At 40.4% G+C, this 22,514-nt stretch carries 17 protein-coding genes; all 17 read right to left on the bottom strand.

What is annotated here, in order from left to right; all coding sequences use genetic code 11:
* Positions 1-40: 40 nt before the first annotated feature.
* Entirely contained in the window at positions 41-1,600 is a 1,560-nt protein-coding gene (rny, locus tag G8761_RS04445) for a ribonuclease Y (protein ID WP_166024057.1), read from the bottom strand.
* 577 nt (positions 1,601-2,177) lie between these two features.
* On the bottom strand, positions 2,178-3,218 hold the full coding sequence (recA, locus tag G8761_RS04440) for a recombinase RecA (protein ID WP_166024055.1): 1,041 nt from the start codon (positions 3,216-3,218) through the stop codon (positions 2,178-2,180).
* Between the two features lie 493 nt (positions 3,219-3,711).
* Positions 3,712-4,953 (bottom strand): competence/damage-inducible protein A, encoded by a 1,242-nt coding sequence (locus G8761_RS04435; RefSeq protein WP_166024053.1) that lies wholly within the window; start codon positions 4,951-4,953, stop codon positions 3,712-3,714.
* A gap of 85 nt (positions 4,954-5,038) precedes the next feature.
* Positions 5,039-5,617 carry a CDP-diacylglycerol--glycerol-3-phosphate 3-phosphatidyltransferase gene (pgsA, locus tag G8761_RS04430; RefSeq protein WP_166024051.1) on the bottom strand — a complete coding sequence of 193 codons (579 nt, stop codon included), beginning with the start codon at positions 5,615-5,617 and terminating at the stop codon, positions 5,039-5,041.
* A gap of 50 nt (positions 5,618-5,667) precedes the next feature.
* Entirely contained in the window at positions 5,668-6,555 is an 888-nt protein-coding gene (locus tag G8761_RS04425; protein ID WP_166024049.1) for a RodZ domain-containing protein, read from the bottom strand.
* A gap of 17 nt (positions 6,556-6,572) precedes the next feature.
* The gene (locus G8761_RS04420) at positions 6,573-7,364 is read right to left on the bottom strand and encodes a DUF3388 domain-containing protein (protein ID WP_166024047.1); all 792 of its coding nucleotides are present in this window, start codon (positions 7,362-7,364) and stop codon (positions 6,573-6,575) included.
* Positions 7,365-7,768: 404 nt separating this feature from the next.
* Positions 7,769-8,026, bottom strand: a complete 258-nt coding sequence (locus G8761_RS04415) for a DUF3243 domain-containing protein (RefSeq protein ID WP_166024045.1) — start codon at positions 8,024-8,026, stop codon at positions 7,769-7,771.
* A gap of 84 nt (positions 8,027-8,110) precedes the next feature.
* Positions 8,111-8,833: an elongation factor P 5-aminopentanone reductase gene (gene ymfI / locus G8761_RS04410; RefSeq protein ID WP_166024043.1), complete on the bottom strand. Its 723-nt coding sequence runs from the start codon at positions 8,831-8,833 to the stop codon at positions 8,111-8,113.
* 459 nt (positions 8,834-9,292) lie between these two features.
* The gene (gene yfmH / locus G8761_RS04405; RefSeq protein WP_166024041.1) at positions 9,293-10,582 is read right to left on the bottom strand and encodes an EF-P 5-aminopentanol modification-associated protein YfmH; all 1,290 of its coding nucleotides are present in this window, start codon (positions 10,580-10,582) and stop codon (positions 9,293-9,295) included.
* A 1-nt stretch (position 10,583) separates the two neighbouring features.
* Entirely contained in the window at positions 10,584-11,864 is a 1,281-nt protein-coding gene (gene yfmF, locus G8761_RS04400) for an EF-P 5-aminopentanol modification-associated protein YfmF (protein WP_166024039.1), read from the bottom strand.
* Between the two features lie 458 nt (positions 11,865-12,322).
* On the bottom strand, positions 12,323-13,408 hold the full coding sequence (locus G8761_RS04395) for a GGDEF domain-containing protein (protein WP_166024037.1): 1,086 nt from the start codon (positions 13,406-13,408) through the stop codon (positions 12,323-12,325).
* 198 nt (positions 13,409-13,606) lie between these two features.
* Positions 13,607-14,566 carry an ABC transporter permease subunit gene (locus G8761_RS04390; protein ID WP_166024035.1) on the bottom strand — a complete coding sequence of 320 codons (960 nt, stop codon included), beginning with the start codon at positions 14,564-14,566 and terminating at the stop codon, positions 13,607-13,609.
* Positions 14,567-15,613: an ABC transporter permease gene (locus G8761_RS04385; protein WP_166024033.1), complete on the bottom strand. Its 1,047-nt coding sequence runs from the start codon at positions 15,611-15,613 to the stop codon at positions 14,567-14,569. It abuts the gene before it with no gap.
* The gene (locus G8761_RS04380; protein ID WP_166024031.1) at positions 15,606-17,141 is read right to left on the bottom strand and encodes an ABC transporter ATP-binding protein; all 1,536 of its coding nucleotides are present in this window, start codon (positions 17,139-17,141) and stop codon (positions 15,606-15,608) included. The genes G8761_RS04385 and G8761_RS04380 overlap by 8 nt, the downstream gene beginning before the upstream one ends.
* A gap of 210 nt (positions 17,142-17,351) precedes the next feature.
* The gene (locus tag G8761_RS04375; protein WP_166024030.1) at positions 17,352-18,437 is read right to left on the bottom strand and encodes a BMP family lipoprotein; all 1,086 of its coding nucleotides are present in this window, start codon (positions 18,435-18,437) and stop codon (positions 17,352-17,354) included.
* Positions 18,438-18,525: 88 nt separating this feature from the next.
* Positions 18,526-19,251 (bottom strand): GntR family transcriptional regulator, encoded by a 726-nt coding sequence (locus tag G8761_RS04370; protein WP_166024028.1) that lies wholly within the window; start codon positions 19,249-19,251, stop codon positions 18,526-18,528.
* A gap of 772 nt (positions 19,252-20,023) precedes the next feature.
* Entirely contained in the window at positions 20,024-22,381 is a 2,358-nt protein-coding gene (locus tag G8761_RS04365; RefSeq protein WP_166024025.1) for an FtsK/SpoIIIE family DNA translocase, read from the bottom strand.
* Positions 22,382-22,514: the final 133 nt, after the last annotated feature.

The raw sequence follows: 22,514 nt of genomic DNA, 5'->3' as shown, positions 1-22,514 counted from the left end.
CCCTGGCCGCAAAAAATAAAGCGGTGCTAAATGCACCGCTTTATTTTGCGTATTCTACGGCCCGTGTTTCCCGGATAACCGTTACTTTAATATGCCCTGGATAATCCAGTTCTTCCTCGATCCGCTTTCGGATATCCCTTGCAAGTCTATGAGCGGCCAGATCATCAATCGCTTCCGGTCTGACAATGATTCTTACTTCACGGCCAGCCTGAATGGCAAAGGATTTTTCAACACCTTCATAAGACTCTGAGATTTCTTCAAGCTTTTCAAGACGACGAATATAGTTCTCAAGTGTTTCACTGCGTGCTCCTGGTCTTGCAGCAGATAAAGCATCTGCAGCTGCTACCAGTACGGCAATAGTAGAAGTTGGTTCTGTGTCACCATGGTGGGAAGCAATACTGTTAATAACAACAGGATGCTCCTTGTACTTGGTGGCAAGTTCAACACCAATCTCTACGTGGCTTCCTTCCACTTCATGGTCAATTGCTTTCCCAATATCATGAAGTAAGCCTGCACGGCGGGCAAGTGTTTCGTCCTCGCCAAGCTCTGCAGCAAGCAAACCTGAAAGCTGTGCTACTTCCATAGAATGCTTTAGTACATTCTGTCCATAACTTGTACGATACTTAAGTCGGCCAAGAATTTTAATAAGGTCTGGATGCAAGCCATGAACTCCAACCTCAAAGGTTGTTTGTTCTCCAATTTCGCGGATATGCTCATCCACTTCACGGCGGGCCTTGTCAACCATTTCCTCGATTCGAGCCGGATGGATTCGTCCGTCCTGGACTAATTTTTCCAATGCCAGCCTTGCTGTTTCACGGCGGATTGGGTCAAATCCTGAAAGAATAACTGCTTCCGGAGTATCGTCAATAATTAAGTCGATACCTGTCAGCGTTTCAAGTGTTCTGATGTTTCGTCCTTCACGGCCAATGATGCGGCCTTTCATTTCATCATTTGGAAGGTTAACAACAGAAACAGTTGTTTCGGCAACATGGTCAGCAGCGCAACGTTGGATTGCGAGTGAAAGAATTTCTTTTGCCTTTTTGTCACTTTCCTCTTTGGCGCGATTTTCGCTTTCCTTAATCATAATTGCAAGATCATGAGTCAGTTCCTTCTCAGTTTTATCGAGAATGATTGATTTAGCTTCCTCGCGAGTCAAGCTTGAGATCCGTTCGAGTTCAGTTTGTTGTGCTCGTACCATCTCGTCCACTTTGCTTTCCATCTCTTCAATATGCTGTTGTCTTTGGTTCAGAGAATCATCTTTTTTCTCTAGAAGATTTTCTCGCTTATTAAGCGTTTCATCTTTTCGGTCTAAATTCTCTTCTCTTTGCAGTAAACGGTTTTCTTGTTTTTGAAGCTCACTTCTTCGTTCACGAACCTCACGTTCAGCTTCAGTACGAAGCTTGTGAATGTCATCCTTTGCTTCAAGCAGGGCTTCCTTTTTCATAGCATCTGCGTCACGCTTTGCATCCTCTATGATTTGGTCTGCTGCACTTTTGGCGCCTGCTATTTTTGATTCAGCAATGGATTTACGTATTAGATATCCAACAACTGCACCGACGATAAGGCCAAGCAAAATGGAGATGATTGTAATGGGTTCCATCGTTACACCTCCTCTTGCTATGAACTTTTAATTACGTTTTTTTAAGTGTCGACATGTATATTGTTTTGCTCAACATACTGCAAGCACCATGACTTTTAAACGGTGTAATATTACCAAAAATGTAAAATATACATGTTAATTGTACCGATGTGTCTATATATTGTCAAGGGTTTGTCCTTGTTGACTTTTTAAATATTTAGAATTTATTTCCCAAGAAAATAACTCTTGTTCAAAAAATCCATGTATAATAATCCAACTTTATGTATAGAACAAAAGGCGTAAGCGCCCTGGTTAGATGATGAAAGGCTAAAATCGCCACATCCTGTGGGCCTCCAACAGGCATAAGACGAATCACGTAGTCATCCTCGGAAAAGCTAAAGCTTTTCCTTCGTGCGATGCGGATGCTTCCGAAGCTTTCCTTGTCCTGTTTTCTGCAGTGATTTGGCTTATGACCCCGAGGGGCTGGGTGCTGGAGCTAGATTACAATAACATAGTTGAGAGTTATCCATAAGGTGAAAATATAAAACTTTTTAAACAATAAAAAAGCAAAGCCGAAGTTCAGGCTTTGCTCCATACATTAGTCTATTAACTCAAACTGATCTGGTTCTTCTGTTTCATTAATCACTTTCTCTTCATCCAGACCATAATGGCTGCGGATTTTTCCTGAGATTTCAAGACGAACAGCAGGATTTTCCTTAAGGAATTGCTTGGCATTTTCACGGCCCTGTCCAAGTCGCTCCTCATTATAGGAATACCAGGAACCGCTCTTTTGCACGATATCCAAATCTGAACCAAGGTCAATGGTTTCTCCTTCTTTGGAAATTCCTTCTCCATACATAATATCTACTTCGGCAGTACGGAATGGAGGAGCTACCTTATTCTTAACAACCTTAATTTTTGTTTTGTTTCCGACAATATCATTGCCCTGCTTTAGAGCCTCTGCACGGCGCACTTCCAGACGAACGGTGGAGTAGAATTTAAGCGCACGTCCACCAGGGGTAGTTTCCGGGTTACCAAACATAACGCCAACTTTCTCACGAATCTGGTTAATGAAGATGGCAATCGTTTTCGATTTATTGATGGCACCTGATAATTTACGAAGAGCCTGGGACATCAAACGAGCCTGCAAACCAACGTGTGCGTCACCCATTTCGCCTTCAATCTCAGCTTTTGGAACAAGAGCCGCAACTGAGTCGATAACGATAATATCAACAGCTCCGCTTCGTACAAGAGCTTCTGCAATTTCAAGCGCCTGCTCACCTGTATCCGGCTGGGAAAGAAGAAGTTCATCGATATTTACTCCAAGGTTATGTGCGTAAGCAGGATCAAGAGCATGCTCAGCATCAATAAAAGCGGCCTGTCCGCCTTGTGCCTGAACCTCGGCAATTGCATGAAGAGCTACAGTTGTTTTACCTGAACTTTCAGGACCATAAATTTCAATTACACGTCCTCTTGGATATCCGCCCACCCCTAGTGCAGCATCCAATGCAAGGGAACCACTTGGGATAGTAGAAACTCTGCGGTCTGTCTGTTCTCCGAGTTTCATAATAGAACCTTTACCAAATTGCTTTTCTATTTGTTTTAGGGCCATTTCTAAGGCAGCCTGACGATCACTCACTATGTGTTTCCTCCTTTTATATATAAAAAAGACTGTGCTTGTTGTTACTATCTCTGTTAATATCTAGTATCTATCAAAAGATTGATTATTGTCCAGCGAAGGCCGAAATACATTGCTAGACGGCGCTTTCGCCTTTCTTTAACCTATTAATAATATATACCATTTTTGGGTTTTTGTCGAGCAAAAAATCGAACATTTATTCGTTTTTTTTAAAACCAGGGAGTACCTTCAAAACATCTGATTTTATAGAGGAAACTTCCTTTTTGTGGTTAATAAAACCCTTAAAACTAAAAATCCCTCTATTATCTGTCTTTTAATATTTATCCATGATTCAATACTCCGAAACAAGGCAAAAAACCACAGAATGCAAGTCTTTGCTTTCTGTGGTTTTAATAGAAGGATATTCACCATAAGAAAGGTTTATTGTTAAACTTGCCTTTTGATCTTCGCTGCAGCCGCTTGCTTTATGCGGGCGTCCAGGAGCTTAATTGGATTATCCTTTTTTCAACTGCTCGATCAGGAAGTGGCATCCGTATTTAACTGTTCTTACACGGTTTGCTGCACGGCTTCCTCCAAGATTGAGCTTCTCTGCTCTGACAGGCTGTCCCTTAATGGCAATACCAATGTATACCGTTCCAACCGGCTTGCCCTCCAGCTCATCAGGCCCTGCAACTCCTGTAAAACTGATACCGATATCAGCATTCGTCAGAGCGGCGATATTTTCAGCTAGTTCTTTTGCACATTGTGCACTTACAACACCATCATTCTCGATGGTTTCTTTTTTTACTTTTAAAACCTCGTGTTTAACTTCGTTGGTGTAGCAGACAACTCCGCCCTTAAGCAGGCTCCCAGCTCCCGGAATAGAAGTAAATTCCTGCTGGAACATTCCTCCGGTAAGACTTTCTGCGGCAGAGATTGTTAATTCCTTCTCCTTCAAAACCTTTGTCAGTTCTTCCATCAGAGAAGTGTCATCATACCCGTAAAAATACTGGCCCACTCTCTCCTGGATTGCTTTTTCTGCTGAATCCAGAAGTTCCAATGCTGTTTCAACAACAGAGTGCTTGGCAGTAAGCCTTAATGTAACCTCACCATCTGAGGCTAGAGGAGCAATAGTTGGATTGCTTTGATTATCAATTAAATCCTCAATTTCAGTTTCCAGCATGGACTCGCCTATTCCAAAGAACCTTAACACCCTGGAGATTATTTTATCTTCTGATTCCAGCTCATTAAGAAGAGCGGAATGTCCATATTTTAAAAACATAGGTTCCATTTCCTTAGGCGGTCCTGGGAGGAGTATATAAACCCGGCCATTGGCATTTGCCTTCATACCAGGAGCCATACCATGTTCATTAGGAAGAACATGTGAACCTTCCAAAATAAGTGCCTGTTTTCGGTTATTATCGGTCATTATTCTGTTGGTTCGCTTAAAGTACTCTTCTATTGAATTTAATGCATTTTCATCCATAACTAATTTTTTCCCCAAGTGTCCGGCAATTGTTTCTTTCGTCAGGTCGTCCTTGGTTGGACCCAGCCCGCCGGTGAGGATAATTAATTCAGAGCGAACATCCGCAATCTCAAGTGCTTTTTTAAGACGGTCCGGATTATCTCCAACCACCGTATGGTAAAAAACGTTTATTCCGAGTCCGGCAAGCTGCTGAGATAGAAATCTCGCATTTGTATTTACAATTTGTCCGAGCAATAATTCTGATCCTACTGCAATAATTTCTGCATTCAATTAAACTCACCTCTTGATTTGAATGAAAAGAGGCCGATAAACACCAGCCTCTTTTTTGATCCTATTTAGTTTAAAGAACTGAAACTTATTTAGAATTCCGGAAAACATGCGTATTTTTTGCAAAGTAATCCCAACCGGACCAAATAGTGAAAATCATTGCGACCCATAAAGCAAGATCTGCGAATGGAAATGATACCATTTCAAAAATTATGTTATGAAGTAGCAATGCAGAGATTGCAACAATCTGAGTCCAGGTTTTTATTTTTCCAAGCATATTGGCTGCAACTACCTCGCCCTCTCCTGCAAGCAGCAAACGCAAACCAGTAACTGCAAATTCCCTGCTAATGATAATGATCACGATCCAGGAAGGCGCAAACTGAAGTTCTACAAGGATAATCAGAGCTGCAGAAACGAGAAGTTTATCTGCAAGAGGATCAAGGAATTTCCCCATATTGGTAACAAGGTTGAGCTTACGGGCCAAATACCCGTCAACCCAGTCAGTCGCTGACGCAATAATAAACAGAAGAGCCCCGGCCAAATGTGTTACAGGGAGATCAGCGCCAAGCAAATGAACCTTTCCCCAATGGAAGGGAACAAGCATAAGAATCATAAATATTGGGATTAAAAGTATCCTTGATACAGTTATTTTATTTGGTAAATTCATTTTCTTTCCTCCAACTAAAATTCAAAAGAAACATATGTGAAAAGATAAAGCTATTGTTTTGGAACGAACCGGACGGTAATATCCTGGCGAACCACACTATTAGGCGGAACAGCGTACTCCAATTTTTGATCATTGACATATATTTCAGTATCCATTGTTCGTCCAACTACAATAACAGCTTCACTTTCCTTCGTGAGGTCTTTACTTTGAGTTTCCCCTGCTTTCAGCATACCCTGGAAGAAAGAATACCCTTTGCCATTTTTAATATTTACCCATGTCTGTCCCTTGGAAACTACTTTAACTACAAATGCGTCGGCGTTTTTCAGTTCATAAGTTGACTTACTTCCCACACTTTGAACCACAGCTAAATCCTGCTTAGGCGTTTCTGCTGCTGGAGGTGCAGTACTTCCCTTGGTCGTATCTTTCTTCTTCTTTTCTTTCGGTTTTGTATCTTTCTTTTTCTCATCATTTTTCAGATTATCTGATTTAACAATCTCAGCCGGTTCTTTTTTATTATTTACTGCCTGGTCGGAATTCTTGTCTGCGTGCTGTGAGAAAAGATAATAAATAAGCGCAACAATTCCTACCGCAACAATTCCTATCAATATTTTAGGCAATAAATCAAGCACCTTGGGACTTGGTTCTGCCAATTGTTTATGAGTTTTAACCCTTGACAATTGCTCTGGAAGCTCATCATGCTGAGTCGCCGGAATTTCTGATTTATAAGTCTCAAAAATTTCTTCAGGGTTTAGCTGTACCGCTTCTGCATATTGTCTAATAAAAGCCCTGGCATAGAAGTTTCCTGGCATAGAAGAATAATTGCCTTCCTCAATGCCTGTGAGATACCTCTTTTGTATTTTGGTCATTGTCTGAAGATCATCCAGACTAAGCCCTTTAGCCAGACGGGCTTCTTTCAGTCGATTACCTAATTCTGTCACGATAACACCTTCCATTTTTAAAAATCAAAATCTCCGAATTCAGAACCGGAGAACATATCGTTTTGATGAACCATCTCATATGTAATTTTTTCTTCGGGATTATTCCGAAGTTCAATAATATAATCAAAATCATCGAGGGTATATTCTGTATTTTGCACAAAAATATCAGGGTGCTCTACTACTTTTATAGCGGGTAGTCTCATAATTTCCCTCACGAGCTGCCAATGTCTTTCATTGGCGCGCCTAGTAGATACAATCCCGTCAAGTATAAAAAGGTTATCCTGGTTGTACTCATCTTCAATTAACTGGTTTCTAATGGTCTGTTTTAAAAGAGTCGAAGACACAAATAACCAGCGTTTGTTGGCACAAACACTTGCTGCAACAACTGATTCTGTTTTACCAACCCGAGGCATCCCCCGAATTCCAATCAGCTTATGCCCCTCCTGCTTAAATAATTCTGCCATAAAGTCTACCAATAGTCCAAGCTCGTCCCTTACAAACCGGAACGTTTTCTTATCATCGGCATCCCGCTGAATATATCTGCCATGCCTGACAGCCAGACGGTCACGAAGCTTCGGCTCACGAAGCTTGATAAGCTTTATTGTATCCATTGTATGTAAAATTGACTCAAGTCTCTGAATCTGATCATCATCTTTAGCTAAAATCAGAAGGCCCCTTCTGCCTTCATCTACCCCATTAATGGTAACAATATTAATAGAGAGCATTCCCAGCAGGGATGAGATATCGCCTAATAAACCGGGCCGGTTTATTTGAATCTCATATTCTAAATACCATTCTTTTTTCTCCATAAAACCCCTCCTCAGTTTAAAAGAAAAGTGGAAGCTCCGGTTTAGCAAAGCTACTGCCTGATAACCATCCTTGCATCCAGCAGCTTTAATTGGAACATCCTGCAGCTTACGACGAAGCTTCCCTGAAAAAGCGACGGCGCAGGAGCACCATAAGTATACCTAACACAGGGTACGGTTCGTTGTTGACTTATCGTAGGGAGGAATGGGATAGGTACTAGCTGCATCAAATTTCCATGTCAAGAAATATTTCGAAAAAGAAAATCGACAATTTCCTTCATTTTCTCTATCCCCCTAATAATATATGATTTTATGTCAAGATGAAAGGAAAAACAAAACCTTAATGTATTTGCCAATAATCTGTCTTTTGAGAAGAGGCCAAAAAAAAAGAGAGGTTTCCCTCTCTCTTAGCGTGAGCCATTATTTGAAACAAGTTTAACCATAATATTTGCAATGGCCTGCTGTTCTTCTGGACTGGCTACAGACCATAGGTCAGAAAGAACTCTTTGCTGCTCATTCTTAGGCTCTACCTGGTTAGCTAAATAGTCGCCAACCTGGTAAGCAAGATCACCAATTGTACCTTTGCTCATTCCTTCACCTTCAGCATGGTGCATACGGTCTGCAAGGAAGTCTTCCCATTGTTTCCAGTTGTCTAAAACTGACATATTGTTAATCCTCCTTTAAAGTAGTACGAACTTATTTTGCAAAAAAGGAGCTCAAAATATGCATGATGGAAAAAGAATTTCATTTTAGGTATACCAGCCGCCATTAATTCCAATAACCTGCCCCGTAATATAGGAGGACTGCGGAGAAACGAGAAACCTAACACCCTCAGCAATTTCCTCTGGCAGGCCGAGTCTGCCCATTGGTATTTCCTCTGTGATACTGCTTAGTTCTTCCTCATTGAACTGCTCCATCATTGCCGTTTTTATGGCACCCGGAGCAACGGCGTTAACGCGAATACCATTCAATGCAACTTCTTTACTTAAGGCCTTTACGAATGCAATCTGGGCACCTTTTACGGCTGAATACGCCACTTCGCAGGCACCTCCAGTCTGCCCCCAGATAGAAGAAATGACAATAATGCTTCCGGATCTTTTGGAAATAAGCTTTGGCAGAAGTTCCCTCGTCAGCATCAAAGGACTTGTAACATGGAGCTGGATAATTTTTTGAGCTTCCTCAGTTTCGAGGTCCATAAGAAGGCCATAATGGCTGCTGCCGCTTCCATGTATCATCGCATCAAGAGAAAATACACCTTCAGCAAGCTGTTTGTAGCCCTGGGGATTTGTTAAGTCAGCCTGGATTGGAATATACTCTCCCCCATATTCCTGAAGATTTTTCAGAAGCTCATTAATGGCTTTAAGGTTCTTATTATAATGCAAATATAAGTTGAAGCCTTCACGGGCTAAGGTTAAAGCAACAGCCTGTCCAATGCCTCCGCTAGCCCCTGTGATTAATGCATATTTCCCCATCTTTTTTATCACTCTTCCTTATAAGAAAAGCGCAAGCGCCCGTTCAGCGACGTATGGACACTAGCTGCACCAAGTATCACCTAACGGTCATACTTGATGCAAGATAATCCAGGAAGCTTATCTAGGATGAAACTCGCTGGGCGCTGGAGCTAGACAATTTTAATAAAACTTTTTAATTTCTTAATCATGAACAAAAGGCGCAAGCGCCCTGGTTAGCCCCAACAGGCATAAGACGAATCACGTAGTCATCCTCGGAAAAGCTAAAGCTTTTCCTTCGTGCGATGCGGATGCTTCCGAAGCTTTCCTTGTCCTGATTTCTGAAGTGATTTGGCTTATGACCCCGAGGGGCTGGGCGCTGGAGCTGGATTACAATAACCTAGTTCGGAGTTTTCCACAAGGTGAAAATCTATAATTTCCTAACCGATGAAAAAAAGCGCCGAGAACGGCGCCCTGCTTCTATTACTTATTAGGAACCACCTGGCAGACGGAGAATCGGTCTTCAGAAACCAATTCTGCTGCAAGCTTCTCAACATCCTGCAAAGTTATTTTTTCAAGTACCGGTACAACCTCAAATAAATTCATATCATTAAATGCATAACGTGTAAACTGGTTGGCGATATATTCTGGTGAATTGACCGCCCTCAGGAATGAACCAATTTTCTTTTTGATCGCTCTGCCAAGCTGTTCTTCGTTAAATATGCCGCCCTTCTTAGCTTCCATAAGCATATTTTCAAGTGTTTCTGCCAGCTTATCAGGCTCTCGTGTATCGCCGCCGACCATCGCAAAACCGAAGCCCTGTTCCTGGGTATAATCATATGAAAACGTCTCATCGATAAGCCCGCTGCTATAGAGCTTCTCATAATTAGCAGAGCTTTTTCCAAATAACAGATCAAGAAAAACATTCATTGTCAATTCGTTTTTCAGCATTTCTTCTCCGGATTGGTTTACATGGAGTGCCTTTATTCCAAGCAGACATTTTGATGTTTGTACATTCATTTTTAAGACTTGTTTCTTTTGATCTGCTTCTATTGGCTCTTCATCAAACTTCCTTTGAATTTCTGGCTGGCTGCTGTATTCCTTTTTCCCTTGATTATCTCTGACCTGGTCCATAATGGCTTTTGGATCAACAGGTCCAACAATAAACAAAAGCATATTACTTGGATGATAGAAAGTCCGGTAACATTCATATAGAAGGTCAGCTGTGATAGGAGAAATCGATTCAACTGTACCAGCAATATCAATTTTAACAGGATGATTTTTATAGAGATTTTGAATCAAACCAAAATACAGGCGCCAATCAGGATTATCATCGTACATGGTAATTTCCTGGCCAATAATCCCCTTTTCCTTCTCGACTGTTTTTTCTGTGAAATAAGGTTCCTGAACAAAATCAATTAGGGTTTCAAGGTTTTGCTCTACATTTGAAGTGCTCGAGAAAAGGTAAGCTGTTCTTGTAAATGAAGTAAAGGCATTAGCAGACGCCCCCTGGCGGCTGAATTGCTGAAATACATCTCCATCCTCTTTTTCAAACAGCTTATGCTCCAGAAAATGGGCAATGCCATCCGGGACCTTCACAAATTCCTTTTTTTCAAGCGGCACAAAATGATTATCGATGGAACCATATTTAGTTGTAAATGTTGCATATGTTTTGTTGAATCCTTTTTTCGGTAGTACATAAACGCTCAGTCCATTGGACATTTTTTCGAAATATAATTCTTCCTGAAGCTGGTCAAATGATATTTTTTCCATGTTATTTGCCCGCCTCCGTTCCTGTTAAAAAGTAAATGGTGTCTAGCTCAATTTTATCAGCTACTGCTACAATTTCTTCCTTTGTAGTTTTCTGCATGCCTGAAAGCCATTGATCAAGAGGAATTTCCTGGCCGGAAATGACATTATGATAAAGTATTTCTATAAGCCCTCTTGCCGTATCGACTGTCTCCAGCATCTGATTTTGGATGACGGCCTTGGTTTGTTCAAGTTCTTTATCTGTAAAATCCCCTTTTTTCATTGCTTCCATTTGTTCTTTAATAATGCCCACTGCCTGATCATAATTTTTAAGATCGATTCCCGACATGACCATCATTAAGCCTTTATGGCTTTCAAGACGGCTGGCTGCATAATAGGCCAAGCTCGCTTTCTCTCTGACATTGATAAATAGCTTTGAGTGCGAGAATCCGCCAAAGATGCCGTTAAATACCTGCAGAGCATTATAGTCCTTATCTCCATAAACCACATTTGTCCGGTATCCGATGTTCAGTTTACCTTGTTTAACATCCTGTGCTTCCTTAACTTCCTTGACTTCTGATTTCGTGCGAGTACTTCCAGCCTGAGCCTTTTGCGGTTCACGAGCTTTAAATTGGAGAAGTCTTGATGCAGCATTTTTTACTTCTTCTACATTCACGTCTCCGATTACATATAAGTCCATCTCATCTTCTGAAAATGCTTTTTGGAAGTAATCATAAAGATTCTCTGGAGTGATTGAATTAACATCATCTAGTTCACCATTGACCTGAAGTGCATATGGTTCACCTTTGCACATTTCTTCAATCAAACGCATATTGGAATAGCGCATCTTGTCATCAAAAACAGATTGTATTCTTTGTTTGAGCGTCCTTTTTTCTTTTTCAACTGTGTCCTGATCAAATGCACCATTGTTGGCATTCGGATTTGTCAGGATTTCAGCTAAAAACTCTAAGCCCTTTTCGAGCAATGGGCTTGGATCGCTCAGGAACTTTTCATTTGCTATCTCAAAAGAAAAGCTAACGACATGATACTCACCTTTTTTGGCCAGATCTACAAACAGAGTTGCTCCGTAAAGCTCATCAAGATATGATCTTAGACTTGCTGTAGTAGGGTATTTTAATGAACTGCTTTGCAAAACATGGGGAAGCAATGCCCTTTTCGTTAAATCCTCTTTAGCAAGTGGTGTTTTCATTCTCCATACAATATTGTTTGTTTTATATTTGTCAGTCTTTACAACATGCAGCTTATAGCCCTGCATTTCTGACACTTTTTCTGTCAATGCATCCATTTGCGGTCCTCCTTCGGGGTAAAGCATGCCAGTTTTTCAGCCATGCCCACTGATACGGTTATTCTCTATCTTTTCCACTGTAATAAAACCTATTCTTACTATAATTTGTCATGCAAGGCCAATACAAATTTTTACTCCTTTTTTATAAAAAAAATGTTTGTTATCTAAAAAAATGGATGATGGCAAAGCAGCTTTATGTAATAGTTACTACTTTTCTTTCTTGTGCCCAATGGGGCATAGTACTTCGGATAATGTTAACCCTTTCCCGGACTTAAAACGAGAGGGTATACGATACTATCGTTACCCCTTTTGCAGGCTTCAAACCATTTGGGGGCACCATACTGATCTTATCCATACCCCTTTTACTGTCCTCCACCCTCTTGGGGTGGGATTCTGGCGGGATTAATAACAGTAAAAATATAGATAACAAAAACCGGCCCTTAAAAGGACCGGTAATTTTAAGCGTATACTGGCTGAATTACTTGAACAATTTTATTTTCCAGAGTGGAGCCATCTTCAAAGCAGGCTCTGTTTTTCCCTTCATTTTTAGCTTTATAAAGGAGACCATCTGCAGAAGCAAGCAAGATATCGGCCGTCTTAGACCCATTAAAAATAGACACTCCGAAGCTTATGGTTGTTGTCCAGCCTTTCTCTGTAAATGGTCTTTCATTGATATGCTGATAAATTTCGTTGACAAAGGCATGAATATTTTCTTGAGACGAGTAAGGAATTAAAAAGGCAAACTCCTCCCCACCGTACCGAAAGGCAAGTCCACCGTGTTTGTCTGCGGTATCATTAAAGATTTTCCCCAGGCACCTAAGGACTTCATCCCCAACTAAATGACCGTATTGATCATTTATTGGCTTAAAATTGTCTATATCTCCCATAATCAGAACAAATGATGATTCTTTGTCCGATAGCATCCTAAGTTGCTCCTGAAAATGGCGATGATTATATAAACCTGATAAGTAGTCGGTAACAACAAGTTCATGATATATTTCTTTCATTTTTATATGCTTTCTTTCTCTCAGGACAATCATTGCTCCAAAAAGTCCGATGATCCAAATAAAAGTAATATTCATCAGAAACATTACCCACATATTTTCAGTATGCTGCTGTTCAAAAAAGAATATAACCGCATAACCTAGAGTTGCAAAAGCAGAAGAGATAAACGAACCTTTTGTTTTCCAATAAATTGTTGCGTGCATGACAAGAAGATAGGATACAGGAAAAAGCATGCTTTCTACTCCACCGGTTAAAACCATTAACCACATTAGTGCAATATAATCAAAGACAATCCCGCATTTAATCAAAAGATGAAAATACTTATGATTGCTATCCATCCTCATAAAAACAGCTTGGGAAATGGCCATATAAAGAATTCCCGTAATCAAGAGAGCGGGAAAGGAACGATGATCAAATTTTAAGATGGCATCCAGCGGCGGATAGTAAAACAAAGCACAAGAAATGAATAGAAAAATCCAGCGCAAGAATGAAAATATTTTTTCTGTCTCGTAATCCTTTAAATAAAGTGTAAACCGCATAAGTCTTCCCTCTCCGCGCTTTATTGTTACCTTTTTATCCAATTTTTTCTATAATCCTATAAATCAACATTATCATGAATTCAAAGTTTCTGACAAGCGTGGAATGTGCAAGGAGAATTTTTTCTAACAGCGCCGGAGAAATTAAATAGAATTAATAAAAAATCCCCCCTTTGAAAAGGAGGGATTTTTATTATGTTCTTATCTGCTGCCTTTAATATAATGAACTCCATCCGCTTTAGGAGCTTCTGCACGGCCGATAAACCCTGTCAACGCTAAAATGGTTAACACGTAAGGAGCAATTAAAAGATATACATCTGGTATTGATTTTAGGAACGGTAAGCTGGATCCGATAATACTAATACTTTGAGCAAACCCAAAGAATATAGCCGCTCCCATAGCACCTAGTGGATGCCATTTTCCAAAAATCATCGCCGCAAGCGCCATGAAGCCTTGGCCGCTAATGGTTGCATGGCTGAAGTTTGAAGAAATCGACTCTGCATAAACGCCTCCGCCAATACCACCAAGTGCACCAGATATTATTACGCCTAAATAACGCATCTTGGTAACATTAATTCCCATTGTATCCGCAGCCATTGGATGTTCCCCTACAGAACGCAAACGTAATCCAAATGGAGTTTTATAAATGATATACCATGCAATTACAGCAACGATAATGGCTACAAAAGAGGTCCAGTAAGTATTTTGGAAAAAGATTTTTCCAATAACCGGAATATCCTTTAGGACCGGAATATCAATTTTACTAAAGCTTTGTTTGATAATATCAGTTTCACCTTTATTATAAATTAACTTAACTAAAAACAAAGTTAAACCAGTAGCCAGTAAGTTGATAGCCACACCGGAAACAGTATGGTCAGCACGGAATGTAATTGCCGCAACAGCATGCAATAGAGAAAATATTGCACCTGCTGCCATCGCTACCAATAAGGCAATCCAAGGTGTTGCAGCTCCAAATGTGCCGGCAAATGTAATGTTAAATACAACGGCAGAGAATGCACCAATTACCATTAATCCTTCAAGACCGATATTGACAACACCTGAACGTTCCGAGAATACACCGCCTAATGCAGTGAAGACAAGTGGAGCAGCCCATAATAATGTGGACGGAATAACGATCATTAAAATTTGCATAAAGCTCACTTACTTCACCTCCTTTTTACCGAATCGATCAAGAACTATCCTTATGATATAGCTGGAAGCAACAAAGAATACAATCAAGGCAATAATGATATCAACAAGTTCTTTTGGTACACCTGCTTCAAGAGGCATTGATAAAGCTCCGATTTTTAAAGCACCAAAGAGCAACGCAGCGAAGAATACCCCAATAGCTGTATTGCCGCCAAGCAAAGCAACGGCAATACCGTTAAAGCCAACACCGGTAAATCCGCCCTGAACGGCCATATATCCAAAAGTACCCAATCCTTCCATGGCACCTGCTACACCGGCGAAGCAACCGGAAATCACCATTGAAAGGATAATATTTTTATTAACGCTCATCCCAGCATAATGGGCTGCATCCTGGTTGAAACCTACTGCTCGCAATTCAAAACCTCTTGTGGTCTTTTCTAATAGGAACCACATAAAAACACAACCTATAATGGCAATAATAATACCCCAGTGGAGGGTTGAATGTGTCGTAATTTCCTGAAGCCACGGAGACCGTAAGGATGCTGAGTCATGAATCATACCTGTTTTGGAAGAACCTTGATTTAATTTATTATTGATAATGTAATTGACTGAGTGCAAGGCAATGTAGTTCATCATAATCGTTACGATAACTTCATGAACCCGGAAACGGGCTTTTAATAAGCCCGGTATAAACGCCCATATCCCACCAGCAACCATTGCGGCTATAATAGCAAGCGGCAAGTGAATGATTTTAGGCAGATCAAACGAAACCCCGACCCATACCGCTGCAAGCCAGCCAACAATAAATTGACCTTCAACACCGATATTAAACAAGCCAACCCGGAAGGCAAATGCAACCGCAAGACCTGCTAAGATATAAGGAGTTACCTGGCGGATAACCTCACCGGTATAATAAACATCGCCAAAAGCACCATTCCACAAAGCTGTATAGGCTGCCACAGGATCATATCCGCTTACTAGCATGATAATCGTCCCAACGATGATACCTAACACTACAGCGATAAGTGGAGTTAAAATATTACGCAAGCGTTTAGACATGTGTTCCTTCCCCCGCTTCTTTCCGATTCGAGCCAGCCATTAATAGACCAAGTTCTTGTTCCGTCGTTTCCTTAGGGTTAACAACAGCTACAATTCTTCCTTCATATATAACCGCTATTCTATCACTGACATTCATGATTTCATCAAGCTCAAAAGAAACCAATAATACCGCTTTCCCGTTATCACGCTGTTCAATCAAACGTTTATGGATAAACTCAATGGCTCCGACATCCAATCCGCGAGTAGGCTGTGCTGCTATAAGCAAATCCGGATTCCGATCTACTTCACGTCCAATAATAGCTTTTTGCTGATTTCCTCCGGAAAGGGCGCGTGCTAATGCATATTCACTTGGAGTCCTAACATCGAATTCAGCAATCAATTTTTTGGCTTTTGAGTAAATTTCCTTGAAGTTTAAGATGCCATTTTTTGAAAAAGGCTTTTTATAATAGGTTTGCAAAACCATATTTTCAGCAATCGGATAATTTAGAACTAAGCCATGTTTGTGTCGGTCCTGAGGAATATGTCCAACCCCAGTTTCAGTAATTTTACGCGGTGTAAGACCCATAAGCTCGTTGTCGTTTAATTTAATACTTCCGCTTTCAGCTTTTCTTAATCCGGTAATGGCTTCAATAAATTCAGATTGTCCGTTTCCATCTACACCGGCAATTCCTACAATCTCACCCGCCCGAACGGTCAAATTTAAACCATTAACTACAGCTATACCCCGAGCATCTTTAACGACAAGGTCCTTAACATCAAGTACATCCTCTTTTGGAATGCCCTCTTTTTTCTCTGTTTTAAAAACAACTTCACGGCCAACCATTAAGTTAGCAAGTTCATTCGGGTTTGTTTCACTAACATTAACTGTACCAATCCCTTTTCCTTTACGGATAACAGTACAGCGATCGGCAACTTCCATAATTTCTCTCAATTTATGTGTGATGAGAATGATGGATTTACCTTCTTTTATTAGCGTTTTCATAATTTGGATTAGTTCTTTAATTTCTTGTGGTGTTAATACGGCAGTCGGCTCATCAAAAATTAAAATTTCCGCTCCACGATAAAGTGTTTTTAAGATTTCAACACGCTGCTGCATTCCAACTGAAATTTCGGATATTTTCGCTTGAGGGTCTACGGCCAATCCATAACGTTCGGAAATATCCCGAACTTCTTTTTCTGCTTTTTTAAGATTGATTCGACCGCCAGTTGTAATTTCTTTCCCTAAAATAATATTCTCAGTAACTGTAAATTTATCAACAAGCATAAAATGCTGGTGAACCATTCCGATCCCAAGGTCATTGGCAATATTCGGATTAGATATTTTAACAGGTTTACCCTTAACACGAATTTCACCTTGTTCAGGCTGGTACAAACCAAAAAGAACATTCATTAAAGTAGTTTTTCCTGCACCGTTTTCACCAAGCAGTGCATGAATTTCGCCCTTCTTTAATTGAAGAGTTATGTTATCATTTGCAACAAAGTTGCCGAATTCTTTACGGATATTAAGCATCTCAATAACATATTCCATTATTTTTCACTTCCTTTTATAAAGGTTTTTGGAAATTATTCATAGTAGTAAGAGGTCAGACTTTTCTCCTTAAAAAAAACAGGGGAAACCTCCCTCTTTAAAACTCTAAGTGAAAGGTAGAATCACAGATTCTACACTTCAATTAAAGTTTCAATTCATTAAAAAGGAATAGGCGGGCGGTAATTTCCCCGCTTATTCCATATGGATTCATTATTGTGCTTTAAAAGTTTTTAGCTCTTTAAGTGTTCCCGGAACTTTAACTGAACCATCTTTAATTTTGGCAGTCCATTCTTTAACTGCTTTATCAATTGCATCTTTAGCGGAAGCTTTGCTGTTTACAGGAGCTAAGCCAACGCCATCTTCATGCAGGCCATAAACTGTTGTTTGGCCGCCAGGGAATTTGCCATCTTTAGCTTTATCAGCAACATCTTTAACAGCAAGGTCAACACGTTTCATCGCAGATGTAAGAACTACGTCCGGACCCATAAAGCTTTGGTCTTGGTCTACACCAATTGCCCAAATTTCTTTGTCAGGATTCTTTTTCTTAAGGTCAGTAGCTTCTTTGAATAATCCGTTTCCAGTCGCACCAGCAGCATGGAATACAACATCGTCACCAGAAGCATACATTTTTGAAGCAATTGTTTGACCAAGCTCGGCTTTGTCAAATGCTCCGGAATATTGAACATCAACTTTCGCTTCAGGCTTAGCAGCTTGAACACCAGCTAAGAAACCAGCTTCAAAACGTTCGATAACAGGAATTTTCATACCGCCGATGAAACCAATTTTATTTGATTTAGTTTGTAATGCCGCTGCTACACCAGCAAGGAAGGCAGCTTCTTGCTCTTTAAATAGAACGCTTGCTACGTTTGGCTGTTTTACTTCATCATCAATGATAGCAAAATTGCTTTTTGGCTGCTGCTGTGCAATTTCGTCAACAGCATTATGCATTAAGAAACCAATACCAAATACTAAATTGTAGCCTTGGCGTGAAAGAGTATTTAGGTTCGTGGAATAGTCAGCATCAGATGTGGATTGAAGGTAGTCAAACCCATTTTTACCTTTCTCCAGGCCATTTTCTTTACCGTAATCTTGAAGACCTTTCCATGCAGATTGGTTGAAAGACTTGTCATCAACACCACCGACGTCAGTAACCATTGCAACTGTGTAGGCTTTTTCTTTGTTTTCACCTTTGGATGCATTGTTTTTAGTGTCATCATTTGATTTACCACAAGCACCTAACAGTGTTCCGGCAGCTAAGACAAGCGATAAAGCTAGGCCAAATTTACGCTTTTTCAAGGTTTTTTTCCCCCTAGAGAATGTTGTTTGATTTAGTAGAAACGTCTAAATAGAAAATCTTGTTTGCGTTTTCAAGAATAATAAAAAATTAAACTCTTTTTCTCAGAACCTGAAAACTGAACTTATCTGCCCTAAAGTAGTTTACCGAAAAAAGTATAGGTTCATCCGTCTCATCAAAATGCATTTGCTTCAAAACGAGCAATGCTGTTTCTGGCTCACATTCCAGGATAGGAGATATTTTTTCATGATAGCCAAGTGGCTCAATCTGGGTCACCGCGTATGTAATCCTCCGATTTGCCATTTCTTCAAGGATATTGAAGATAGACTCTTCTCCTCTGGGAAGGTTATCGGGAAAAATATGTTCTGGAACCTTGTCGATGCAATATACGACCGGATCCCCATTGGCGGTACGAACCCTTTCAATCAATACAATCTCTTCTTCCGGTGAGCAGGAAAAACGGCGAATATCCTCTTCGGTAGCCCCTTGGGTTGATGAACTCAGGAAAATCGTCCCTGGTTTCATGCCTGCTTGCTTAATCATGTTCGTGACACTGTTAAGCTGTTCGATCCCTGAGGTAAACAATGGTTTGGCATTTACGAATGTTCCAACGCCGTGGCGCCGAATAATTACGTTTTCCTCTTCAAGTATGCGTAATGCTTCTCGAAGAGTAGCCCTGCTTACACCCAGATGTTTAGCAAGATCGAATTCGGAAGGCAATTTTTCTCTTTCTTTATATCTCCCTTCTTCAATATCTTGCTTTAACCGATCGATAACTTGTAAGTACAAATGTCGGTTATCTGACTTAATAGACATGCAGGTTCCTCCAGCTCTTTTTCCTAAGACATCAGACATCTGATGTATAATCATTCCTACTAATCGAAAATACTATAACATTTTTAAGGGTATAAATAAATAGCATTTATTGATTTTGTCGAAAAAAGCTAAAATGATTTTAATTGTCAAAATTCACGTAATTCTGCATCCTTTTATTTGATATAATAAGATTTTGGAAATGCCTTCATTTAGTTGTTTATTTGGGTTAAACATTTTTCACTATTATGAAAAGGTTTACAATACTATAACCTTTAACTAGATATTTCTATATAAATAGGTAGGGTTTCAGAAAAAAGGTATTAGCCTTATTTCTGAAAAAAATATTATTAAATTACCATATGTCAAGTCCTATTGGCGGATAACTTAGTTTTGCTTATCACACTCAAAATGGCATATCCTCGAAAAAGTTATGCTTTTTCTTCGTGCGAGGCAAAGCTGACCGTAGCTTTTTATATTCTGTGCCTTTCGCCTGACTGGGATATCCTTGGAAAAACTGGTGCTTTTCCTTCGTGCGATGACATCGCGGACGAAGCTTTCCTTGTCTCTGTCGTGCGTTCAGAATTTATGAATATAAACTCTATTAGCCAAAATAAACGCCAGCTAAAAAAGCCGGCGTTTAGAAAAACTTTGCTGATTGATTTAAGATATTTTTGGTGCTTCGACCCTTTTTGTCTTTCATACCCCGTATGAAAGACCTTTTCTAATGGACAAGATCACGTTCTGTCATCTATAAAACGAATACAGCCTTTTTTTACGAACTAGCTTCTTCTTTTGGTTTTGTTACAAGTACTGCACGTGGTTTGCTGCCTTCATAAGGCCCTACAACTCCCCTGGCCTCCATTTCGTCAATGAGGCGGGCTGCCCTTGTATAACCTATCCGGAAACGGCGCTGCAGCATAGAAACAGAAGCAGTTTGCATCTCCACAATCAAATCAACTGCATCCTTATATAAATCATCATCCACTTCACCACTGGCTTCGGGAATATCATCAGGGATCATTTCCTCCTGATATTGAGCCTTTTGCTGGGAGATTACGAAATTCACTGTATCTTCTACTTCTTCATCAGATAAAAATGCTCCCTGTACTCTGACAGGCTTGGAAGCTCCAACAGGAAGGAAGAGCATATCTCCTCTGCCCAGAAGCTTTTCCGCTCCACCCATATCCAATATGGTTCTTGAATCCGTCATACTGGAAACAGCAAAAGCAATCCTTGAGGGAATATTGGCCTTGATGACACCTGTGATAACATCAACGGAAGGGCGCTGGGTTGCGATAATTAAATGTATACCTGCAGCACGGGCCATTTGAGCGAGACGTGTAATGGAATCTTCCACATCGTTCGAGGCCACCATCATTAAATCAGCAAGCTCATCGACAATTACGACAATATAAGGAAGCAACGGCTGCTTATCGTTTTCTTCCAGATTGTGTTTTCTCACGTGGTCATTATAGCCTTCAATATTTCTTGTTCCCGTATGTGAGAATAATTCATAGCGGCGTTCCATCTCGCTAACTACTTTTTTTAGAGCCTGAGATGCCTTCTTGGCATCGGTTACTACTGGAGCAAGCAAATGAGGGATACCGTTATATACATTCAATTCAACCATTTTGGGATCGATCATCATCAGTTTCACTTCATGAGGCTTAGCTCTCATTAAGAGGCTCGTTATAATGCCATTTATACATACGCTTTTTCCGCTTCCTGTTGCACCAGCAACAAGAAGATGGGGCATTTTGTTTAATTCGGCTAAAACCGCTTCACCCGTAATATCTCGCCCCAGCCCAATAAGGAGCTTGGCATCAGGTTTGTCGTTTTGCTTTGATTCTAGGACCTCCCGCAATGATACCATTGCTACCTCTGAGTTTGGAACTTCAATTCCGATAGCTGATTTTCCTGGAATAGGGGCTTCTATTCGGATATCTTTGGCCGCTAACGCTAAAGCCAAATCATCATTTAAGCTTACTATTTTGCTAACCTTAACACCCACATCGGGATGCACTTCGTACTTTGTAACAGCTGGGCCTAAGTGTACCTGGGTAACACGTGCTTTAACACCAAAACTTTGGAAGGTTCTTTCAAGTTTGGCAGCATTAGCATGGATTAATTCATATTCCCCGCTTTGGTCAGTTTTTCCCGGAAGCTTCAACAATCGTAACGGAGGCAATTCATATGCCTGATTTTCAACCTCGGTAAAGGTAATTGGAGGAGTATTATCCTCCTCCTGAGCCTCTGTCTTATCCGGTTTACTTTTCGCCTTGGCTTCTTCATGCACTTCTTTGGGCTGCCGTTCTTCCGGATAGGCACGGTCTGCAAAGCTCGAAATAATCGGTTCAGGGATAATATCATCCACAGCCTCTGTATTGGCCTGAGGAATGGTTGTAACTGGTGCCTGAGCACTGGCTGGTTTTTCAGACCGTGCTTTTTTCTTCTCTTCTTTTTGCTCAGAGCGGTTTTCCTGCCTTTTCTGTTTCCATTCTGAAACATCAGTTTTAAATGCATCCCACTGATCCTTCCCAAAGCCAAACATGGCAGGAAGGATTCTTCCCAATGCATCCCCGACCGTCCTGCCTGTAAGCAGAGTAATCCCAATCAGGATAAAAAGAACGGCAACCAGCTTTGCCCCTGTTTCAGCAAAAAGGAAGTATGTCATGGCAAACAGCACAGCCCCGATCATGCCGCCCCCAAGCTCATGTGTACTGGTTCTTCCGTATATTTCATCTTTATAAAGATTAAAGGTCCTTTTTATAACACTTGCATTCTCAAATGCTCCATCCTTAGACAGAGAGTGAAAGAGATAAATATGGTCGAATAATAAAATAGAGCCAATAAGAAAATAAAGCCCTATTAATCTCCTGCTAAAGAAAAAAGGAACTTCTCTTTTCCACATTAAATAAATACTAATTATCATTAGCCCAATCACACTAATTATGTACCATTCACCCATCCAAAAACGGAAAAAGTTAATGAAAACTTTCCCTGCCCGGCCCAAATCCGCTGCGGCAATGATGGATAAAGATAATAAAACAAGCCCTGTCAATTCAAATTGGGCTGTTCTTTTTAAGGGATTATCTTTTTTTCTTGTTTGTCTTCGCTTTTTTTTGGCCATTTGATCACCTTATGTTTCTTTTAATATATCTTCTCTTGTTTGGTTTTACCGCACATAGTCCTCATAAATATGTAATAAAGGAAGAAAGCAGCCTCATATGGCTGCCTTTGTCTCCCTACCCTGATTATACCAT

The sequence above is a fragment of the Neobacillus terrae genome, from assembly GCF_011393025.1.
Lineage (GTDB): Bacteria > Bacillota > Bacilli > Bacillales > Cytobacillaceae > Neobacillus_A > Neobacillus_A terrae.
The sequence above is the reverse complement of the archived record's forward strand: the minus strand, read 5'-3'. Positions and strand labels throughout refer to the sequence as shown.